General features: G+C 57.1%; 20 protein-coding genes. 5 read left to right on the top strand and 15 right to left on the bottom strand.

Annotated features, from left to right (window positions below; translation table 11 throughout):
* Window positions 1-399: 399 nt before the first annotated feature.
* The 5 genes from GTP27_RS07475 to GTP27_RS07455 form a co-directional block, all read right to left on the bottom strand.
* Window positions 400-864, bottom strand: a complete 465-nt coding sequence (locus tag GTP27_RS07475; protein WP_161038538.1) for a hypothetical protein — start codon at window positions 862-864, stop codon at window positions 400-402.
* Between the two features lie 862 nt (window positions 865-1,726).
* Window positions 1,727-2,923 carry a plasmid recombination protein gene (locus GTP27_RS07470; RefSeq protein ID WP_161038537.1) on the bottom strand — a complete coding sequence of 399 codons (1,197 nt, stop codon included), beginning with the start codon at window positions 2,921-2,923 and terminating at the stop codon, window positions 1,727-1,729.
* A gap of 100 nt (window positions 2,924-3,023) precedes the next feature.
* Entirely contained in the window at window positions 3,024-3,383 is a 360-nt protein-coding gene (locus GTP27_RS07465) for a hypothetical protein (protein ID WP_229633500.1), read from the bottom strand.
* A gap of 309 nt (window positions 3,384-3,692) precedes the next feature.
* On the bottom strand, window positions 3,693-4,847 hold the full coding sequence (locus GTP27_RS07460; protein WP_161038536.1) for a hypothetical protein: 1,155 nt from the start codon (window positions 4,845-4,847) through the stop codon (window positions 3,693-3,695).
* A 97-nt stretch (window positions 4,848-4,944) separates the two neighbouring features.
* Window positions 4,945-6,306, bottom strand: coding sequence for a tyrosine-type recombinase/integrase (locus GTP27_RS07455; protein ID WP_161038535.1), 1,362 nt, complete (start codon window positions 6,304-6,306; stop codon window positions 4,945-4,947).
* 394 nt (window positions 6,307-6,700) lie between these two features.
* On the opposite strand from GTP27_RS07455, the gene GTP27_RS07450 reads away from it, so the two are divergent.
* From GTP27_RS07450 to GTP27_RS24020, 4 genes are all read left to right on the top strand, one after another.
* On the top strand, window positions 6,701-6,883 hold the full coding sequence (locus tag GTP27_RS07450; protein WP_161038534.1) for a type II toxin-antitoxin system HicA family toxin: 183 nt from the start codon (window positions 6,701-6,703) through the stop codon (window positions 6,881-6,883).
* Window positions 6,884-6,893: 10 nt separating this feature from the next.
* Complete coding sequence (locus GTP27_RS07445; protein ID WP_161038533.1) at window positions 6,894-7,205, top strand: type II toxin-antitoxin system HicB family antitoxin; 312 nt, start codon at window positions 6,894-6,896, stop codon at window positions 7,203-7,205.
* 147 nt (window positions 7,206-7,352) lie between these two features.
* Window positions 7,353-7,814 carry a hypothetical protein gene (locus GTP27_RS07440; RefSeq protein ID WP_161038532.1) on the top strand — a complete coding sequence of 154 codons (462 nt, stop codon included), beginning with the start codon at window positions 7,353-7,355 and terminating at the stop codon, window positions 7,812-7,814.
* A 109-nt stretch (window positions 7,815-7,923) separates the two neighbouring features.
* Entirely contained in the window at window positions 7,924-8,049 is a 126-nt protein-coding gene (locus GTP27_RS24020) for a hypothetical protein (protein WP_286173198.1), read from the top strand.
* 48 nt (window positions 8,050-8,097) lie between these two features.
* Here the strand turns inward: GTP27_RS24020 and GTP27_RS07435 are convergent, their stop codons facing one another.
* The 5 genes from GTP27_RS07435 to dusA form a co-directional block, all read right to left on the bottom strand.
* Complete coding sequence (locus GTP27_RS07435; protein ID WP_161038531.1) at window positions 8,098-8,505, bottom strand: putative periplasmic lipoprotein; 408 nt, start codon at window positions 8,503-8,505, stop codon at window positions 8,098-8,100.
* 138 nt (window positions 8,506-8,643) lie between these two features.
* The gene (locus tag GTP27_RS07430) at window positions 8,644-8,991 is read right to left on the bottom strand and encodes an energy transducer TonB (protein ID WP_161038530.1); all 348 of its coding nucleotides are present in this window, start codon (window positions 8,989-8,991) and stop codon (window positions 8,644-8,646) included.
* A gap of 65 nt (window positions 8,992-9,056) precedes the next feature.
* Complete coding sequence (locus GTP27_RS07425; protein ID WP_161038568.1) at window positions 9,057-9,395, bottom strand: energy transducer TonB; 339 nt, start codon at window positions 9,393-9,395, stop codon at window positions 9,057-9,059.
* A 109-nt stretch (window positions 9,396-9,504) separates the two neighbouring features.
* On the bottom strand, window positions 9,505-11,253 hold the full coding sequence (locus GTP27_RS07420; RefSeq protein ID WP_229633498.1) for a methyl-accepting chemotaxis protein: 1,749 nt from the start codon (window positions 11,251-11,253) through the stop codon (window positions 9,505-9,507).
* Between the two features lie 336 nt (window positions 11,254-11,589).
* The gene (dusA, locus tag GTP27_RS07415; protein WP_161038529.1) at window positions 11,590-12,615 is read right to left on the bottom strand and encodes a tRNA dihydrouridine(20/20a) synthase DusA; all 1,026 of its coding nucleotides are present in this window, start codon (window positions 12,613-12,615) and stop codon (window positions 11,590-11,592) included.
* Window positions 12,616-12,762: 147 nt separating this feature from the next.
* Between dusA and GTP27_RS07410 the strand changes: the two genes are divergently transcribed.
* The gene (locus GTP27_RS07410; protein WP_161038528.1) at window positions 12,763-14,379 is read left to right on the top strand and encodes a family 43 glycosylhydrolase; all 1,617 of its coding nucleotides are present in this window, start codon (window positions 12,763-12,765) and stop codon (window positions 14,377-14,379) included.
* On the opposite strand, the gene GTP27_RS07405 is transcribed toward GTP27_RS07410, so the two are convergent.
* From GTP27_RS07405 to infB, 5 genes are all read right to left on the bottom strand, one after another.
* Window positions 14,345-14,581 carry a hypothetical protein gene (locus GTP27_RS07405; RefSeq protein ID WP_161038527.1) on the bottom strand — a complete coding sequence of 79 codons (237 nt, stop codon included), beginning with the start codon at window positions 14,579-14,581 and terminating at the stop codon, window positions 14,345-14,347. The genes GTP27_RS07410 and GTP27_RS07405 overlap by 35 nt on opposite strands.
* A gap of 120 nt (window positions 14,582-14,701) precedes the next feature.
* Window positions 14,702-16,537, bottom strand: coding sequence for a translational GTPase TypA (gene typA, locus GTP27_RS07400; RefSeq protein ID WP_161038526.1), 1,836 nt, complete (start codon window positions 16,535-16,537; stop codon window positions 14,702-14,704).
* 189 nt (window positions 16,538-16,726) lie between these two features.
* Window positions 16,727-17,647 carry a tRNA pseudouridine(55) synthase TruB gene (gene truB, locus GTP27_RS07395; protein WP_161038525.1) on the bottom strand — a complete coding sequence of 307 codons (921 nt, stop codon included), beginning with the start codon at window positions 17,645-17,647 and terminating at the stop codon, window positions 16,727-16,729.
* A gap of 11 nt (window positions 17,648-17,658) precedes the next feature.
* Entirely contained in the window at window positions 17,659-18,081 is a 423-nt protein-coding gene (gene rbfA, locus GTP27_RS07390; protein WP_161038524.1) for a 30S ribosome-binding factor RbfA, read from the bottom strand.
* Between the two features lie 74 nt (window positions 18,082-18,155).
* Window positions 18,156-21,005 (bottom strand): translation initiation factor IF-2, encoded by a 2,850-nt coding sequence (infB, locus tag GTP27_RS07385; protein WP_161038523.1) that lies wholly within the window; start codon window positions 21,003-21,005, stop codon window positions 18,156-18,158.
* Between the last annotated feature and the right edge of the window lie 39 nt (window positions 21,006-21,044).

Below are 21,044 nucleotides of genomic sequence, written 5' to 3'. Positions count from 1 at the left end.
GAAGATGCCGCAGCGAACTTGGAAGATGGCAGCAAACCAGTTTGCCATTCTGTTTGGGGAACGCTTCACCAACGCGATTAATTAACTACGAACCGCGACCCCGGCACACAAAATTCCTGACAGGTCCATGGTATGCGGCAACACCGTACACCCGATAACCCCGAATCGGTGTTCTCGATGTCGCCGCCCGCCTGCGGTGCCAAGGGTCGCGTTTCAATCGCTGCCCCACCAATGGTGTAATACATGGCTCGGCTTTTTGGTCGCTTCCAACTATGGCCTAGATGCTCACCAGCGCCAGCACAAGGGCTGATAGTAGCGGCAAACTCTCCAAATGTGCACAGCTACCGAACTAACCGCGGATTCGGCTTTTTCGTCCAATCTCCTACTAATCTAGATAGCTCAACATTTAGCCCCTTGAGGAATTTGAATCTCGCACCAGTGAGACACCGAACCATCCTCCAGTCGATGCCCGTCATATTTTGAGAACCAACACTTCTCTTCTAAATCGTAAAACGCTGCGTGTGGCTGAAACTCTGTCGTTGACCAGACAAGAACGTCACGCTCGCTGCCTGGTAAATTTCCAGATGAAACCTCAATCCAATTGCATACGCTACCACTTGTACTGTGAACGTCATATAAACGCTCTGCTATCTGGCTTACATCGTCAATGAATCGCTGCGCCCCCCGTATTGCCGATGCAGCCCTAGATTCGTTCGACTCGTCCGACAGCAATTTATCTAAAGCGATTCGCAATAAGCCGTTGACATCATAGATGGCGCATTCAATATCATCTACAGCATCCTGCACTACTTTAGATATCGCTCGATTTATCGGCTCTATTTCTCTTTGTGCTGTCTCAGCCATGACTCGCCCCTTTGACTAGCCGCAGCTTTGGAGCCTTAGCGCGGGAATCTTCTACATCTTTTTGAGCGCACTCTGCTGCAAAGAGTGTCATGCATGTTCGGCTGCTTTCGCTCATCCTGCGGAAATCTGAAATTAATTCCCGCTCCACCGGACTAAGCACTTTCTCTGGCGCTATGCTCATTTCACGCCACCTTGCACCAGTCGCAAGCCTTTTGCGCCTACTTCCGCGCCCTTTGACTGCTCCCGCGCATCTATGTCTCGCTTAGCTATAGATGCAATCCAAGGCGCTATGTGCTGCCTTGTCTCTATGGTCATGGCGTCGAAGTATTGGAGCCATTTAAGCTGGTCTTTGCTCAGGTCTGAGCGTGTGAGTGTGACTACTTCCATTTGTGCGGCCTCATCAAAAAGTTGAAGTGACCACTACCAGCGCGGATTTAGGCGGGTGAGTGGCAGCATCAGGGTTGGCGAACCGGCACACACGGCAACCGGCATACCCGAAGGTATCCCCAACACCGCCACTCATAGGGACGTGACAAAGCAACAGACGTAAAAAAGCCGCCTTGAGGGGGCGGCTATACGCCGCGTGTATTCAGGTCGCCAAACCCGGCACCTTCTTTTTTAGGTGCATCTGTAGACTACTCCCGCGATTGGTAATTCGTCAAGAAATTCGTCATCACCTCGTCAAACGGCCTTCAACGAGACAACAGTGCAGACCGCAGAGTGCGAACCAATCGCGTACCTATTCGTTGCGAAAAATGACTGCTGAATTTCCCCTTTATGCTGGAGCTGCAATAGCCACTACAAACAACCTCGTTGCGATATAGCCATCGGGTGCGAACCTATTGCGAACCTTTAACGCAAACTAATGCCGGTACAAACGCCTATTCGGGCTTTCTGCTTGCTTTCCGACGGCCAGCAGCGCAGCTTGCACAGCCTGCTCCGCTAGCCGCTTACGTGGCGTTTTAAGCGGTTCTGGCTGCATCCACTCGCCTGTATCGCTGTTCCATAGCTCCGAAGGCTGGTCGAAGCTCTCGCGGGTATGGCCACTAATGGCGACACCCTCGGCGTGCTGCTGGTCATCCTTTGGCGCTTCCTCGATGGCATCCACTAGCTCTATGCGCACCAGCTCCGTGCTGGCCTCTGGTGCGCTTTCTGCTGGCGCTGGTGGGCTGGCTTCAGTCGGATGATATGCAGGCTTGGTGGCTGGGCTTGATGGTGCGGAAAAGGCAAACCCTACAGAGCATAGGGTTTGTTCTTCATCGGCTCGCCCTTCGCTTGCAAACCCTATAGGGTTTCTACTTTTGCGCTCCGGCTTGCATGGCTTCGTCATCAATTCCACAAACCCGCCTTTCTTCGCTATCGGCTCTTGCTGGCTGATTCCCAGCGCCAGCATCAACGGCAAAGGGTCGCGTCCATGCGGCACAAGTAAGGCATCTATAACGGCATCCTGTAGCCCCGAGTTCACCAGCAGCAGTTCACGCATCACCCTGATTGCTGCGCGTCTCTCAGCCGTGCTTATGCGCTTACGTGGCGTCGCCTTACTAAGACCATACTTGCTAGCCACCACGTTGTAGAAGTCGTCCTGCATCGCCACAAGCCGCTGACGCCCGCCAATTAGGTCACTTCCCACCATACGCCCTCTAACAAGTGGAAGCAGCAGCACATGGCAATGTGGCGCTGACTCGTCGTTGTGTATCACCGAACTGAGGACCGGCACCGCGAAGTAGTCACGCGCCCAATTTGTTGCGTCAGCGAAGAACTGCCGCTGGTCTGTGGTTGTTGCTGGCGGAAGTGAGAACACAATTTCGATTGCCCTCACTGCGTCCCGCCTAAGCTTAGTGATACCTGCCTCGTCTAGTGCGTTCTGGCTAGCCGTTGCCACAAGCTCCGCACTAGCAGCGCCAGCAAGTACCACGTTATCGGCAATTCGGCTTACGTCAATGTGGCCGTCAGCTCCAAGCTCGGCGGCAATCTCGCGCAGGTTGTGCTTTGCTGCTGCCCGAACTATGCCCGCACCCGTTAATTTTTTAATCCGTAGGAAATGACTCTCTGCGGTCATTGCACACCCCCGCATAGCACCAGCGCCAGCATAACCAGCAGCATTAGTGTGTTAGCTTGAATGGACAAAAACCGCGCCATCTTAAATAGCGCGGCCCGCATTAGTTAGCCTTCCGATTACGTTTGTACAGCCAAGCATTGATTGCGCGGCGGTCATCGTCGTCAAATTCATAGATTCCGAACTTGATTGGATAGCCATCTCGGTCTATACCCGGTGTCCGGCGACATCTTGCACGCAACCCTCTACGGCGGAGCTCTGCCATCAGTTCGGGACCGTTAGACGCCCCTGCGATGCGGTCAATTTCTTCTCGCTTACGTGGGCTGGTCATCAGCGCCTGAATTACTCGCAAGTGGCGCGGGTTGTCTGTGCCTGTGAATTTAACGCAGCGTTGTGAGGTAAAATCTTGGGTGTCAGCGCCAAGGGTCAATTCTGCAAACAGTGGGGATTGGCCCTTGTCCATTAAGCGGCGCTCCCTTCTGCGACAAGGCGCTTAATGTCATCAATCTTCCAAGCAAGTCGCCCCATAATTCGGACTGGTCGAAGCGGGCCATTCTCGTGACATGCCCACTTGCGTAGGGTCTGCGGCTTTCGTCCCAAGTGGAATGCTGCCGCATTGGTATCAATTACGGTGCGACTTTCACGCGCCAAAGCGGTGTATTCATTTGCGTTTTGCATCATCAAGCCTCTTTGTTGATTTATGGAGACTTGATGATTTCGTGTATTACCCTTTTTACCGATATGTGCGTGACTAAGCGTGACTAAGTGTGACCTAGCGTGCCTTAGCGCGACTCATGCGAGCACGGAATGCACGCTCTGTAAGCACGTCCGGCACCTGTTCATCTCTATATTTCTTTCCTCGATATTGAATCCCGTCCGAGGAAAATCCAACCATAGCGCCATATTTGCCCTCAGCCATCTTAACCAATTCCGCCCAAACACTTGTCGCCTTCTCGCCATCTAATGCCCTCTTTTTAGCCTCGGCAATCTCGGCGGAAAGTGGACTATCTTCGCGTGTTCTTAGTCTATGTGAAGTCGCTTTATCGACCGTCAGCGAAGCGCAGCGTTGCGCTGGCTCGATGCCCATCTGCTCCGGCTTAAGCGCCGCAACAGCCGCCACATAATCACCTATCCAAGAATGGTATTTCAGCCCTCGACTCTGTGCCAACGAAATCCACTGTTCAAGATTGCGAAATTCCTTAGTAATCTCCTGAATCCCCTCAAAGGCTCGTAAAAGCTTTTTGTACTCGTCTGGACCCGTCTCCCAATTTTGATGTTCTTCCGGCCTCGAAACATCGTCATGCGGATTCAATTGGCACAGGAGTAAAGCGGCTTCCTTCGGACGGATTACCGGCTCATTAAACCAGAAATCTGCGTCCATCGTTCCGTCCCACCAACCTACAACCCCATCTGGACTTACCTCTCGGCGGGCGCCAGAACTAGAAACATCAAAAGGCACCCCATCAATCGTTGCTGGCGCTGGCTGGTGCTGCCCCATCGATTTCAGCGGACAAAACAAGTCCAGCGAGTCACCAATCCTGTCCGCCAGAAATCTAGAAAACTCATCCCTGTCGAATCCAAATAGCTCATAGTCAGTCGATGCGGCGCCATCCCCGTCGCTCTCCAAAAATCCACGATAGTATGCATACTCTATGCGCCTGATTGCACATTGCTGCTGTGTATCGTCCGCAGACACTATGCCCCGCGTCTTTGAGTTGACTTTGATTTCTGGCGCACCGTCCATACGCAAACCCCAGCTTAAAAGACAGTTAGCTGCTTGCTGCATGGTCATGCCCGGCGTGTGCTGAGTCCTCTTTAGCAGCTCTGATATCGAAATAAATTTCCCGTCAATTGCTTGGCTCTGCTGCGATTTGGGCGTTTGCGCCGCCGCCAATTCAGCATTCAATTCACTAATTCTCAAACTCATCACCCCTTCAAGGTGTCGCCCTCACAAATTGGGACACCAGTCAGGCCGGTGAAGGTTCCGGCTTTTCGCCCCGTCGGGCTAGGCTGGCGCTTAACCTCTAACTCGCCACTACCCGCAATGTAACGCTTCCTGCTGGCGCTGGGGTGAACTCTATGCCAGCTTCCGACAGTATCCATTGCTCAAATTTCGTATGCCACATTCTCAACAGGTCTAAGGGGCGCTCTCTGTAATGCTTCTCGGCTGTGGCACTAGGTTTATGCTCCATCACTTGCGCAACCACGCCAGCGGGCATTTCAACCCATTCTGCTAGCGAACCGAACGAACGGCGCAGCCCGTGCAGCGTAACATTAGGTAAGCCAGCAACAGCTAGCACCCGCTTATGGCCCGGTGTGGGTTCCGCCAACTGCCCATTCTCTGACGAAGGACTAGAGAATACAAAAGCGTTACGTCTGGGCAGCGCAGCCAATAAATGCGCGACATATGGACAAAGTGGAATTGTTCGCTGGCCCTCCACTTTGTCCCGTATGACCAAACTCAACCACTTGAAATCCACATCATCCCAGCATAGGCCAGCAAGCTCACGGCGGCGCGCTCCGGTCAATAGCAAGGCTTGCAGGTAGGCGGATTGCACCGTATTACTCATCCCCCGCACGGCTTTAAACCACGCTGCAAGCTGCTCTCGCTGAAGGCTATCGTTTGTCTTTGCCTTGCTGCGCGGTATCTCGTCCCTTACCTGATTTGATTGACACGCACCAACCGGCACCAGACCGGCGTACTTATCATTGGCTGCGCACCAGTTCATAAATACCGATAACAAGCGAAAAGCCAAACCTGCCTGCGTTGGTCGTTTAACCGTCTCTTTTGCCAGCCATTCAGCAATACGCGGCCCTGTAAGGTCAACCAAACGAACATCACGCAATGAAGCAAGCGGCCCCGGCTCTGTTAGCCCCTTTCCTCGTTTCTTCGGCTCACCTCCAATACGCATAACAACTTCGTGGTCGCGGATATGCCATTCACTCCACCCCACTTTCCCCCCGCGCCGTTTGGCATTGCGCCGCGCCTCGATGTAGACCGGCCATAGTTTGCCTAGCGTCAGTGCCTCGCGTTGCTCCTGTGCTTGTTTTGCAGCCGCTGCGGCCTCTTCGGCTACGCGCTCCTGTAGTTCTGCCTCGATGACTGCCGCCCTTAGTTTGCGGGGGTCTTGCCCATTATCAATTAGCACTTTTAGGCGGCGCGCCTCGGCCTGCGCTTGCGGAATCGTCCATGTATTGGGCGAGCCTATCGTTAGTCGGATAGCCTGCCCGTTCAACTTGGCTTGAAAGATGAATGTCTTAGCCCCTTTTGCGGTCGCCCGCAGTCCAAGACCCGGCGCCGCTGAATCCCAAAGGAACGATTGGCTTTTGCCTTCCTCGCAAACGAACTTTCTCAGCCTGACAGCAGTGAATGCCTCTTTATCCATCGCTTCCCCATTCCCATGTAACCGCCATGTAACCCTGAATCGAGTATAACAATCAATACTTGGGCAAGTAAATGCACTGGAGTTAACAGACTAAGTTATTGATATTTATAGAGTTTCAATATTTTATGCTCGTTGGTCAACGGCAATAAATGGCATCCGGGCTGGATTGTGATTCCTGTTGTCGTGGGTTCGAGCCCCATCAGCCACCCCACAGAATTCGCAGCAAAATCAAGAGGTTACAAGTTTCGACTTGTAGCCTTTTTTGCTTTCTAGCCTGTCACATCTCCACATTATCAATACATCCGAATGCGTACGCACAAACTATGCGCACGGTTCGGGGCGCACACTTCAAGCCATTCACCATCCGAGTAGAATGAAATGAATGGGCGTTCCCATGGACTCTAGCCTGCTTATCCGTATGCTGAAGCACGATGGTTGGCAGCTTGTAAGAATCAGAGGCAGCCATCACCATTTTAGACATCCGTCCAAGTGTGGACTCATTACTGTGCCGCACCCCAGATGCACACTACCCAAAGGCACTTTAAACCGTATTCTGAAAGATGCTGGCCTCAAGTAAGGACTTAATCATGAAAATACCGGTCGTGATCTTCAAAGACCAAGACAGCATCTACGGCGCAAGCGTGCCCGATATACCCGGGCTGCACTCCTGCGGAAACACGCTAGAAGAAGCGCTCCGGAATACGCTGGATGCACTACACAGCCATATTGAACTGCTACACGAACTCGGCGAAGAAATCGGATTACATCCCAGCCCGTTGAAGCAATTACAAGCACACCCGGACTACGCAGGCGGCACCTGGCATCATATACACATTGATCCCGCCATTTTGCATCCCAAGCGAATCGGAGCAACTTTTCATAACAGCACTATCAAATAGGGTTGCCACTCCCTGCCGTCTGCAACGCTAGACTTCCTGTCACAAAAAAATCTTCCGACCTGTTTCCGAAGAGCACTAAATGGCGCTACAATAAGATCTGCTGCGCGCTCGCGCCATGTATGCCAATCTCTGAATTCCAGCTCCGCCATGTCCGAAGAAAAAACTCTGCACGAAGTCTCTACCTACAGCAAGGATACGCCTACCAGCCGTCCCGATCTCGACGGCCGCGCCGGGGTTTTCGTGCCCACCGAGCTGTTCGATGTTGCTGCTTCGACGACTATCCGCAAAGGTTCAGGCATCGCCGGTTTCGGCAATCCCGATGGTTCGCTGACGGTGTATTTCGAAAACAACCGCTTCGACGACAGCAGCCTGCATAAATGGGAAAACAAGGTGCGCAAGGCCTATGACCGCATGGTCATGAACGCCCCCACCGTGAACAAGGCCAAGCTCGACCCGAAAATGCTCGAATACATAGGCTTTATCGATGGCCAGGGCATACAGATCAAACATCCGGAACTGCTGCAGCACTGGCTGGAACGCTCGGGCGCCGTCGATACGGCACCTGCCGGCCCTATCGTGGTCTGGCCTAAGTCGAAGAGCCGTTTCTAAACCACAAGGCATAGTCCTACAGCGCGTCGGAGTATCCTCCGACACACAAATGACAACTCCCGCGTTATGCTGAACTCACAACAAGTTCAAACATACGCGGGAGTTTGCTATGGTACGCACCTTACATATTGCTACGGGCGCGCTGTTGCTGAGTCTGGCTTGCGCCGCCACCTACGAACTTTGCTCCGGCAGCATGCTGGATCAGCAAAACACTGCCCTCTACCAGTTACGCTAGGATGATGCAGCGGGATCTAGGATTCCGCTGCATCAGGCAGCGCCTGCATCAGTGACGCCGGCCACCCCAACCACGGCCACGGTAGTGGCCACCGCAGCACCAGTGCCCGAACGAGAAGTCCAGTCCTATGCTCACAGGCGGGTAGTAATACGCCGGAGCCGGTGCGTAATACACGGGCGCCGGCGCATAGTACACGGGAGCTTGCGTCACATAGGTCGTGGTGTAGGCAGGCTCGGTGGTATAAGTCACACGGCTGCTGGCCACCGGCAGTTCTTCCGTCGTATAGACGGTGCCGGGACCAGCCGCGACGGCGCGATCGGAGGGCAGCACGGAGACCGTGTGCCACTGGTACGGGTCCTGCACCCGGGTAGCGGTCGAATAATAGGCTGGCTGCTGGGTAGCGCAGCCACTCAGGGCGGCGACTGCAAGCACGGCAAGAATCAGGCTTTTGTTCATGGCGGTTCTCCTCTAATAGCGCCACTATAAAACGAAGCAGCCCTTGCCGGCACTGGCATTACAGCTTGTTACACTGGTTGTAACAGGTGAAAAAAAGGGAACCGCAAGCGGTTCCCTTTTCTCACTGGGACAGGAAGATCAGTCCAGTTTCCAGGCGTAGTCCACCTTGGTCCAGGTCTCGGCTGGTGCGCCGTCCTTGGTGCCCGGCTTGAACTTGCAGGCGCTCAGTGCCTTGATGGCGGCCTTGTCCAGATTCTTGAAACCGCTGCTCTTGTCGACTTTGGAGTCGGCAACCGTGCCGTCGGCCTTGACCAGGAAGGACATCGAAACCGTGCCCTGCTCCTCGTTCATCAGCGACGCTTTCGGGTACTCCGCTTTGCAGGTCTTGGCATCGAACGATGCTGGTACCTCGGCAGCAAATGCTGCTGGTGCGCTCGAAACGAGCACTGCTGCTACCACACTCAACCAACGCTTATTCGTCAACATCTGATTTCCCCCCAGTATTTAGTATCCGGCACACCGGCCATGGCATCATGGCCGGCGAGGTAGTCTTACAGCTTCCAGCTATAGTCAACCTTGGTCCAGGTCTGGGCTACTGCGCCATCCTTGGTGCCAGGCTTGAACTTGCATGCGCTCAGGGCTTTCACTGCAGCCTTGTCCAGGTTTTTAAAACCGCTCGATTTTTCTACTTTCGATTCCACCACGGTGCCGTCAGCAGCCACCAGGAAGGACATCGTTACATCACCCTGCTCTTCGTTCAGCAGCGACGCTTTGGGGTATTCAGCTTTGCAGTTTTTTGCATCGAGCGATGCAGGAACTTCAGCAGCAAAGGCGGTCGTAGCAGCCGACAGAATGCAGGCGGCAAAAACACTGGTCGAAAACTTATTCATCATGCGTTCCAAGCTCATTATTATTAACAACTGATTAATCGAATCCCACAGCGGACCTACGTGCCACACAAAAGCGTGGCGGCAGACTGCGGCAAAGGTTTACTACAGATTAAAACTCTTCCCATTCATCACTGCTGGCAGCGCTAGGTGCAGGCGCGGCCTTCTTAGGCTTTGCAGCCGGAGCCGGTGCTGGCGTAGCCGCAAGTTTCTTCACTGGCGCGCGCGGCGCTACCGGCTTGGCTACCGGCTTGGCCGCAGCCGCTGGCTGGTAGGTGGCAACGCTACGGTCTTCGCCTTCGGTCAGCTTGAAGATGCTCACGACACGGGCCAGTTCATTCGCCTGATCCTGCAGACTCTGGGCAGCAGCGGCAGCTTCTTCTACCAGTGCAGCATTCTGCTGGGTCATGGCGTCCATCTCGATGATCGAGTGGTTCACCTGTTCGATACCAGCGCTCTGTTCCTGGCTGGCGTTGGCGATTTCGCTCATGATGTCGGTGACGCGGCGGACCGAGGAAACCACTTCTTCCATCGTCACACCCGCCTGACCTACCAGCTTGGTACCTGCGCCGACTTTCTCTACCGAGTCGTCGATCAGCATCTTGATTTCTTTGGCAGCGCCAGCGGAACGCTGGGCCAGATTACGCACTTCCGATGCCACCACCGCGAAGCCGCGGCCCTGTTCACCGGCACGTGCTGCTTCCACCGCCGCGTTCAGCGCCAGAATATTGGTCTGGAAGGCGATGCCATCGATTACGCCGATGATGTCCACAATCTTCTTGGCCGAAGCATCGATCGAGCTCATGGTGTCAACCACTTCCGACACCACTTTACCGCCGCGCAGTGCCACATCCGATGCCGCCGATGCCAGCTGGTTAGCTTCACGGGCATTGTCGGCATTCTGTTTCACGGTCGAGGTCAGCTCTTCCATGGCCGAAGCGGTTTTCTCCAGCGAGCTAGCCTGCATTTCGGTACGCGACGACAAGTCGATATTACCGGCAGCGATTTCACGCGATGCAGTACCTATGGTTTCCGTACCCGAACGTACCTGGCCTACGATATCCACCAGGCTGTTGCGCATTTCTTTCATTTCGGCCAGCAGGCTGTCCTGATCCTGACCGTCGGTATTGATGCTGATCGACAGGTCGCCGTTCGCAATCGCACCGGCGATCGAAGCGGTGTAGTCAGGCTCGCCGCCCAGCTGTTTCAGCAGGCCGCGGGTAATCACGTAAGCAGCAACCATCGAAATTGCTACCGCTAACAGACCCATGATGATCATGAAGTTACGGGCATTGGAGAAGCCGGCAGCAGCGTCATCCTTTACCTGTTCGTTCATCTTGTCTTCCAGCGCAGCCAGCTGTTCCAGCGCAGCCATCCATTTTTTCTGGGCTGGACGAATTTCCTTGATCAGTACTTTGGTTGCATCTTCAGCCTTGTTGGCCAGCCACATATCGGATGCCTTGGCGATGGCCGGCATGGCGATGGCTTCCTGTTCTTTCACAGTGGCCAGCAGGGCTTTTTCTTCGGCCGTCGCTTCCAGCGCGAATTGGGAGCTCAGCTTGGTCTGCGCATCAGCATATTTGGCAGCCAGTTCCTTGATGCGATTCATTTCCGGTTCCATATCACCAGCATCGGTCATCAGCGTCAGGATACGCAGCGAGGTAATACGATCGCCAACGTTGTTACGCATATCAACTACCAGGCGCGACACCACATTGTTCACCGAGATCACGTGTTCCAGACGTTGCTGGATCTGGCTCATACGCAGAATGCCGACGGCAGTCACCGCCACGAGGAATAATAGGACCAGCGCGAAACCAAGACCGAGGCGCGTTCCGACTTTCATTTTTGCTAAATTCATTTCGTCTTCTTCGTAAGTGACAAAGTTGATATGAGTGCCCGAGCTCGTCCCGTTTTGTAGACGACACGCGCTCGCCGGCCCTTGCTGCTAAGTAATATCTATGACAGTAGCAAACAATGACTGCGAATGCAAAAAATGCGATCCGAACTGGTCTGGCTTGTCGCTTTTGAACCGCACCTCACTTACCCGCGCAGCGTGGATATGTGTGAATATTTGGGAATTATAGATGCAAATTTTTCCTCAAAGCAAGCAAAACCTGCCGGGAAAATGCGCAAACGAACTTTCTGCGCGGAAATACCAACAGTCCCGTGGAAAGTTCGCTATTTGGCGGAAAAATCAGCCCGGCTGACGCAAACAGGCCGCCGCTTCACGCAGCAGCGCGGGGTCGCCCAGCGCCAGTTTTTTGGAATCGGACAGGGTCTGGCGGAAACCGCGCGCACCGGGCAGACCTTGCATCAGGCCCAGCATATGGCGCGTCAGGGAATTGAGTTTCAGGCCGTGCTGGCCATACAGATCGAGCTGCGACTGGATGTAGGGAATCATCGCCTCGATCACCTGCTCGCGGGTTTTCGGCGCCCGCGTAGCGCCGTAATAGCGCTGGTCGAAACTGGCCATGACAAACGGATTGTGATACGCCTCGCGGCCCAGCATCACCCCGTCCACATGCTGCAGATGCAGATCGATTTCGGCTTCCGTTTTGATGCCGCCATTGATCAGAATTTCCAGCTGCGGGAAGTCGCGCTTGAGCTGGTAAGCCACCTCGTAACGCAGCGGCGGAATCTCGCGATTCTCCTTAGGCGACAGGCCTTTCAGCACAGCGTTACGCGCATGCACGATGAAAGTCTCGCAGCCGGCTTCGGCTATCGTACCGACGAAGTCGCGCACAAAACCGTAGCTCTCTTCCTTGTCGATGCCGATGCGATGCTTGACTGTCACATCGATAGTGACAGCATCGCGCATGGCTTTCACGCAGTCCGCCACCAGTTGCGGCTCCAGCATCAGGCAGGCGCCGAACGCGCCCTTCTGCACGCGCTCGGAGGGGCAGCCGCAATTAAGGTTGATTTCGTCGTAACCCCATTGCTGGCCCAGTTTGGCGCTGATGGCCAGATCGGCCGGATCGCTGCCGCCCAGTTGCAGCGCCACCGGATGCTCTGCTTCGTTGAAGCGCAGATGGCGTTCCACGTCGCCATACACCAGCGCACCGGTGGTGACCATTTCCGTGTACAGCCAGGTGTGCTGGCTGATCTCGCGATGGAACACGCGGCAGTGGCGGTCGGTCCAGTCCATCATCGGCGCTACCGACAGACGGCGGCTAGCCTGCACAGGGGCGGTGGCGGAAGTCGGCGGCGTGGTGGCGGTCATGACGTAGAAGGCAAATATGCTAGGGGGTCGACATTATAGCCCGAAAGCCGCTTGTGCAAAAAAGCTGGCCGATTTGGCGGATTTCGGAATTGCAGGCCTGCGCCGGATTCACCAGAATCACTGCACCACATCTTTTACACCCTCGCCATGACCGATAACCCGCGCCGCCTTGCCCTGAAAACCCTGATGTCAGGTGCCGCTGCGCTCGGCACCGCCATGCCAGCCCAGTCCGCCATCACAGCGGTACACTGGGGCACGGGCCACGAAGGCCAGCGCAAGGCCGATCTGGGTGACGGCACTTACCGTAACCCTATTCTGGCTGGCGACCATCCCGACCCGACTATTCTCAAGGATGGCAAAGACTATTACATGACGTTCTCGTCATTCTTCTCCTATCCGGGCATCATCATCTGGCACTCCACCGATCTGGTGAACTGGGTGCCCGTAGGGCCAGCCCTGCATCAGCCACTGGGCACCATCTGGGCGCTAGACCTGTGCAAGCATCAGGGCCGCTACTTTATCTACATCCCCGCCAACCCCGATAATCAGGGCTGGCGCATCTACGTCATCCATGCCGAGCGCATCGGGGGGCCATGGAGCGCGCCTATCGATACCGGCATCCGCGATTGCATCGATCCCGGCCACATCGTCGGCGAAGATGGCAAGCGCTATCTGTTCGTCAATGGCATCCGCAAAATCCGCCTCAGCGATGACGGTCTGCGTGCCGATGGCGCGCTGGAAGCGGCCTATCAGCCTTGGCGCTATCCGGCCGACTGGGTGGTGGAGAACTTCGCGCCCGAAGGCCCCAAGCTGCTACGCCGTGGCGAGTGGTTCTATCTGATTACCGCCGTGGGCGGTACGGCAGGACCGGCCACCGGCCACATGGTGATCGCGGCGCGCGCCCGCTCCATCCACGGTCCGTGGCAGCACTGCCCGCACAATCCGCTGGTACGCAGCAGCAGCGCGGCAGAGCCATGGTGGTCGCGCGGCCACGCCACGCTGGTGGAAGGTCCGGCCGGCGACTGGTGGATGGTGTACCACGGCTACGAAAACGGCTACCGCACGCTGGGCCGCCAGACGCTGCTCGAGCCTGTCGAGTGGACGGCCGATGGCTGGTTCCGCGCCCGCGGTGGCGACCTGTCGCGCCCACTACCCAAGCCGCGCGGCACCAGCTCAGCCATGAGTACCGCCGGCTATGCGCTGTCGGACGACTTCACGCGCCAGCGCTTCGGCGTGCAATGGAGTTTCCACGATCCGGCGCCGGACGAGATGCAGCGCGTTCAGTATCGGCCGCAGGCGCTGCAGCTGCGCGCACGCGGCCAGATGCCAGCCGATAGCAGCCCGCTCACCTGCGCTGTGGGCGACCGTTGCTACCAAGCGGAGATCAGCCTCGAACTGGAAGGCGATGCGGAAGCCGGTCTGCTGCTGTTCTATAACCACAAGGCTTACGTCGGTGTCGGCTTCACGCCGGCGCTGGTCAAGACGTACGAATATGCCGAAGAACAGGGCTGGATGCGCCAGCCCTCCACGACGCGTAAAGTCCGCGTGCGCCTTAGCAATCAAGCCCATGTGGTGACCTACCACTATTCCTACGACGACGGCAAAAGCTGGCAGCTGCACGGCCTGCGCATGGAAGTCTCGGGCCTGCACCACAATGTGTTCGGCGGCTTCATCAGCCTCAAACTCGGCATCTACTGTGCCGGTAGCGGCAGTGTGCGGCTCAGCGATTTCAAGTACCGCGCACTGCCGGCGCCAGCGGCGTGAGGGACGCACCAGCAGGCTGCTCCAGCCGCTGGAATGGCAGCCACTGCGCCACACCCCAGGCCAGCTCCGGCACGATAAACAGGCACAGCGGCGGCCAGACCAGCACCGCACCCCCCATCAGGCCGGCAAACAGCAGGTGGAAAGGCGAGAACTCCGGCCACGCCGCCCTGCAACGCAAGCTGGCCGATATCGACCAGCGCATCGCCGGCCTGCAGCAGCTGCGCGGCGCACTGGAACGGCGCCTGCAGCAGGACATGCAGGAATGTCCGCTGCAATGAAAAAAGCCGCCCGGAGGCGGCTTTCCTGAATCTTACTCTGGCGATTACTGACCTTCGCGCGAAGCTTTTTTACGCTCGTGCTCTTTCAGGTAACGCTTACGCAGACGGATCGATTTCGGCGTGATTTCGACCAGTTCGTCATCGTTGATGAACTCGACAGCGTATTCCAGCGACATCTGGATAGGTGGTACCAGACGCACGGCTTCGTCGGTGCCGGAAGAACGCACGTTGGTCAGCTGCTTGCCCTTGATCGGGTTCACCACCAGATCGTTATCGCGCGAGTGGATACCGATGATCATGCCTTCGTAGACTGGGTCGTTATGCACCACGAACATACGGCCGCGGTCCTGCAGTTTCCAGATAGCGTAAGCCACCGCCGCGCCGTCATCCTGCGAAATCAGCACGCCGTTACGACGACCACCGAGCTCACCCTTGGAGTTATCCACCGGACCGTAGGCATCGAACACGTGGCTCATCAGGCCGGTACCACGGGTCAGGGTCATGAACTCACCCTGGAAGCCGATCAGGCCACGGGCCGGAATGCGGTATTCCAGACGCACACGGCCTTTGCCGTCCGATTCCATGTTCTGCAGATCGCCACGACGACGACCCAGTTCTTCCATCACGCCGCCCTGATTGGCTTCTTCCACGTCAACGCTCAGTTGTTCGAACGGCTCGTGGCGCACGCCATCGACCATCTTGAACACAACGCGCGGACGCGAAACAGCCAGCTCGAAGCCTTCGCGACGCATGTTTTCAATCAGAATGGTCAGGTGCAGCTCGCCGCGGCCCGATACTTCGAAGGTGGTGTCATCGTCGGTCGGTGCCACACGCAGCGCCACGTTGGCTTTCAGTTCTTTTTCCAGACGGTCGCGCAGCTGACGCGAAGTGACGAATTTACCTTCGCGGCCAGCCAGTGGCGAGTTGTTCACCATGAAGTTCATGGTCAGGGTAGGTTCGTCCACGGTCAGCATCGGCAGCGCTTCCGGGGTGTCCGGTGCGCAGACGGTCGAGCCGATACCGATTTCTTCGATACCGTTGATCAGCACGATGTCGCCAGCGACAGCATCTTCTACCAGCACGCGCTCCAGACCTTTGAAGTTCAGCACCTGGTTGATGCGGCCTTTGATCGGGGTCGAGTCCGGGCCATTCAGTACTACCACGTCCTGACCGGTTTTCACGCGGCCGCGGTTGATACGGCCGATACCGATCTTGCCCACGTAGGACGAGTAGTCCAGCGAGGTGATCTGCATCTGCAGCGGACCATCGGGATTGTCGTCACGTACGGGAACGTATTTCAGGATCGCGTCGAACAGCGGTTTCATGTCGCCGCCGCGTACCGATTCGTCCAGACCGGCGTAGCCGTTCAGGCCCGAAGCGTAGACGATAGGGAAGTCCAGCTGCTCGTCGGTTGCGCCCAGCTTGTCGAACAGTTCGAAGGTCTGGTTGATGGCCCAGTCAGCGCGAGCGCCCGGACGGTCGATTTTATTGACCACGACGATAGGTTTCAGGCCCAGTGCCAGCGCTTTGCGGGTCACGAAACGGGTCTGTGGCATCGGGCCTTCCTGTGCATCAATCAGCAGCAGCACGGAATCAACCATCGACAGCACGCGCTCTACTTCGCCGCCGAAGTCGGCGTGGCCCGGGGTGTCAACGATGTTAATGTGGGTGCCTTCGTACTCTACCGCGCAGTTCTTCGACAGAATCGTAATGCCACGCTCTTTTTCGAGGTCGTTCGAGTCCATGACTCGGGTATCCACTGCCTGGTTTTCACGGAAGGTGCCAGACTGACGCAGCAGTTGGTCAACAAGAGTGGTCTTGCCGTGGTCAACGTGAGCGATGATGGCGATATTGCGAATTGCGCGTTTAGTATTGGACATAGTCGTTTATATTTGCTGAAAAACTGCGAGTTCGTACAGGATGTACGGGAGGTGCCAATTTCTGGAACCGCGTAGTATAGCATGGCACGGTGTAACTCTTGGCCAAATCCTGAATATTTTCAAAGAGTTGCCGAATTGGCTGTGTTGCACGGGGCTAGACCGCCACAATGGCACGGACTAGCCCGGTATTTATAGGCTAAATGCGATCAGACGCTCCGGTGCCAGTATCTGGTATTCGCCCAGCTGGGCCGTACCGAGCAGCTTGGCATCGAGGTAGACGCGCACCCTGCCCTGCCCGGCTGGCAAGTCCAGCTTTTCCTTGCCCAGCGCGAGGCGCTGACCATTCAGGAATCGCTTGGCCAGCTCCGCCGTCAGCTGCACGGCGGGGAAGCTCGACAGCAAGGCATCGACGGGGGCCAGCAGCGACAGCGGTGCCGCATGGCCGGCCAGCGCATCCAGCGTCAGCATGCCGGCCGTGGTCAGCGCGCCCACCTGGGTGCGGCGCAGTGCCTGCAGATGCGCGCCCGTGCCCAGTGCAGCGCCGATGTCCTGTCCCAGCACGCGGATATACGTACCCTTGCTGCAGGTGACCACCAGTTTCAGCAGCGGCGCTTCATACGCCACCAGCTTCAGCTCATGGATCACCACATGGCGTGCTTCGCGTTCCAGCGTGATGCCGGCGCGGGCATATTCGTACAGCGGCTTGCCGTCGCGCTTGAGCGCCGAGTGCATGGGCGGCACCTGCGCAATGGGGCCACGGAACTGCGCCAGCACGGCCTCGATCTGGTCCAGCGTCACGTCGACGGGACGGCTATCGATCACCACACCTTCGGTATCGCCGGTATCAGTGGTCACGCCCAGATGAACGGTAGTTTCATAAGTCTTGTCGGCTTCCAGCAAATCCTGCGAGAACTTGGTGGCTTCGCCGAAGCATAGCGGCAGCAGGCCCGTAGCAAACGGATCGAGCGTGCCCGTATGGCCGGCTTTCTTGGCATTGAGGATGCGTTTGGCCTTGATCAGCGCGTCGTTGCTGGAAAAACCGACGGGTTTATCGAGCAGCAGCACGCCGTCCACCAGATCGCGGACCTTCTTGGGAGACGTAGGTTTCATTGCGGCGCGGCTTACTCGCTAGCGCCGTTATCGGCCTGGGGAGCAGCGTCGCCTTCATCGTCGAGCGAACGGGTGCTGTTGGCCTGATCGATCAGAGCCGACAGTTCCATGCCGCGCGAGGTGGACATATCGTGCACGAAGTGCAGCGCCGGCAGGGTGTGGATGTGCAGACGCTTGCCCAGCAGGTTGCGCATGAAGCCGGCGGCAGCGGTGAGGCCGTCCAGCGTCTGTTTCACCTGTTCTTTGCTGTCTTTCAGCAGGGTGAAGAAGATTTTGGCGTGCGCGTAATCGGGCGTGAGCTGCACTTCGGTCAGCGTGACCATGCCGATACGGGGGTCTTTCAGTTCGAAAGCGATGATTTCCGACAGATCGCGCTGGATCTGGTCGGCCACGCGCTGACCGCGCTGTGGGATGGTTTTGCTATGTTTTGCCATGATGATTCCATAAACGGCAAGTGGACGGGAGCGTTTGCCCCCGTCCACTTTACCAGTACTGCCCGCTGCGCGGATTACAGCGTACGAGCGATTTCCTGAACTTCGAACACTTCCAGCGAGTCACCCACCTGGATGTCGTTGTAGTTCTTCAGCGACAGGCCGCACTCCAGACCGGCGCGCACTTCTTTGGCATCGTCCTTGAAGCGTTTGAGCGAGTCGATCTCGCCGCTCCACACCACGATGTTGTTGCGCAGCAGACGGACCGAGGAAGTACGCTTGACCACACCGTCGGTCACCAGACAGCCGGCAATCGCGCCCACTTTGGAGACCATGATGACCTGGCGAACTTCCACCTGACCGGTCACGGTTTCGCGTTTTTCCGGTGCCAGCATGCCCGACATCGCCGCTTTCACTTCTTCAATCGCATCGTAGATGATGTTGTAGTAGCGAATATCCACGCCATTCGACTCGGCCAGCTTGCGTGCCTGTGCATCGGCACGGGCGTTGAAGCCGATGATGATGGCTTTCGATGCCACGGCCAGATTGACGTCCGACTCGGTAATGCCGCCGACGGCAGCGTGCACCACCTGGACGCGCACTTCCGAAGTCGACAGTTTCTGCAGCGAGCCGACCAGCGCTTCCTGCGAACCCTGCACGTCGGTCTTGATGATCATCGGCAGGTTTTTCACTTCGCCTTCGGCCATCTGGTCGAACATGTTTTCCAGTTTCGCAGCTTGCTGCTTGGCCAGTTTCACGTCGCGGAACTTACCTTGACGGAACAGACCGATTTCGCGGGCTTTACGCTCGTCAGCCATGACCATGACTTCTTCACCGGCTTGCGGCACTTCCGTCAGACCCTGGATCTCGACCGGAATCGAAGGACCGGCTTCGCCGATAGGCTTGCCGTTTTCGTCCAGCATGGCGCGCACGCGGCCATACGAGGAGCCAGCCAGTATCACGTCGCCGCGCTTCAGCGTACCCGACTGCACCAGTATGGTGGCCACCGGACCCTTACCTTTATCCAGACGGCCTTCGACCACCAGACCGCGCGCAGGTGCTTCCACCGGTGCTTTCAGTTCCAGTACTTCAGCCTGCAGCAGCACTTGCTCCAGCAGGGCATCGATACCGGCACCGGTTTTCGCCGACACTGGCACGAATGGCGAATCGCCACCGTATTCTTCCGGCACCACCTGTTCGGCCACCAGTTCCTGCGTGACGCGATCGACGTTGCCGCCCGGTTTATCGATCTTATTGATCGCTACCACCAGCGGCACACCGGCAGCCTTGGCGTGCGAAATCGCTTCCTTGGTCTGCGGCATCACGCCGTCGTCGGCTGCCACCACCAGAATCACGATGTCGGTAGCCTTGGCACCACGGGCACGCATCGCGGTAAACGCTTCGTGACCCGGGGTATCGAGGAAGGTGATGATGCCGCGCGGGGTTTCCACGTGGTAGGCACCAATGTGCTGGGTAATGCCGCCCGCTTCGCCCGACGCCACTTTGGCGCGACGGATGTAGTCCAGCAGCGAGGTTTTACCGTGGTCAACGTGACCCATCACGGTCACCACCGGTGCACGCGGCACAGACTCGAAGTGGGCGTGTTCACCCTGATCGGCCAGCAGTGCTTCCGGATCGTCGATCTCGGCAGCAAAGGCTTTGTGGCCCATTTCTTCGACCAGAATCATGGCCGTTTCCTGGTCCAGCACCTGGTTGATGGTGCACATCTGGCCCAGCTTCATGAGCTGTTTGATCACTTCCGACGCTTTTACGGACATCTTGTGCGCCAGTTCGGCCACAGTGATGGTTTCCGGAACGTAGACATCTTTGACAACGGCTTCGGTCGGTGCCTGGAAGTTGCTTTCGCGTTCTTCCGCGTGGGCGTTGCGACGGCCACCGCCTTTGCCGCCACGCCAGCCATCGCGGCCGGTATTGGCAGCACCGGCACCGGCGCCACGGCCTTTGCCACCGCCTGGCGCGCCACGCTTGCGCGCGTCGTCATTCCAGGTCGAAGCCACATTGGCCGATTTGATGGATTTCTTGTCGTTGCCGCCGGCCTTCTTGTCGGCTGGCTTGTCGCCCGGTTTGGCCGCAGCGGCCGGCGTGGTCGCTGGCTTGTGCAGCGTGCCTTCCGGCGCTTTCGGTTTGACCGGGGCTGGCGCAGGCTCGGGCGCTTTGATGGCGCGGCGTGGCGCGTTCATCATGGCTTTGATCTGGGCGACTTCGTCGGCCACCGCTTTACGGGCGCGTTCGGTTGCGTCCGCTTTTTCCGCGGCTTCCTTGGCAGCCTGTTCAGCTTTCTTGCGGGCTTCTTCAGCGGCCGCTTTTTTCTTCTCCTGCTCGGCCGCATCGTTCACGGCTGGCGCAGTAGCAGCCTGGGCTGCAGCTTTCCTGGCTTCGGCTTCGGCATCTTTCTTGGCCTTGGCTTCGGCTTCGGCGGTGGCTTTAGCCTGTGCCGCTTTTTCCGATTCCAGCTTGGCCAGACGTTCCTGCTTCTCGCGCAGTTCCGCTTCCTGACGCGCGATCAGTTCGGCCTGTTTGCGCGCTTCTTCTTCGCGCCGTGCCACTTCGGCGGCATCGATCACCGGCGCGGCAGGGGCTGCCGGCGCGGTGGTCACAGGTTCGTCGCGCTGCACGAAGGTACGCACTTTCTTGACGGCGACCTGAATCGTGCGGGCCTTGCCATTGGCATCGGCCTGCTTGATTTCGGTGGTTTCTTTGCGCGTCAGCGTGATTTTCTTCTTCTCGGTTTCACCCGAGGCGCCGTGGGTACGGCGCAAGTGTTCCAGCAGCTTATCCTTATCATCTTTCGACAATGGATCTGACGTCGAACTTTTTTCGACGCCGGCAGAACGCAGCTGCGTCAGCAGCAAATCTGCAGGCATCTTCAGTTCGGTGGCAAATTGGGCTACGTTGTTACTCGCCATTCAGTCCTCTTTTCTATGTGTCGCGGAGATGATAAAGAT

Origin of the sequence: Duganella qianjiadongensis (genome assembly GCF_009857915.1) — a bacterium.
In the GTDB taxonomy this organism is placed as follows: domain Bacteria; phylum Pseudomonadota; class Gammaproteobacteria; order Burkholderiales; family Burkholderiaceae_D; genus Rugamonas; species Rugamonas qianjiadongensis.
The sequence above is the reverse complement of the archived record's forward strand: the minus strand, read 5'-3'. Positions and strand labels throughout refer to the sequence as shown.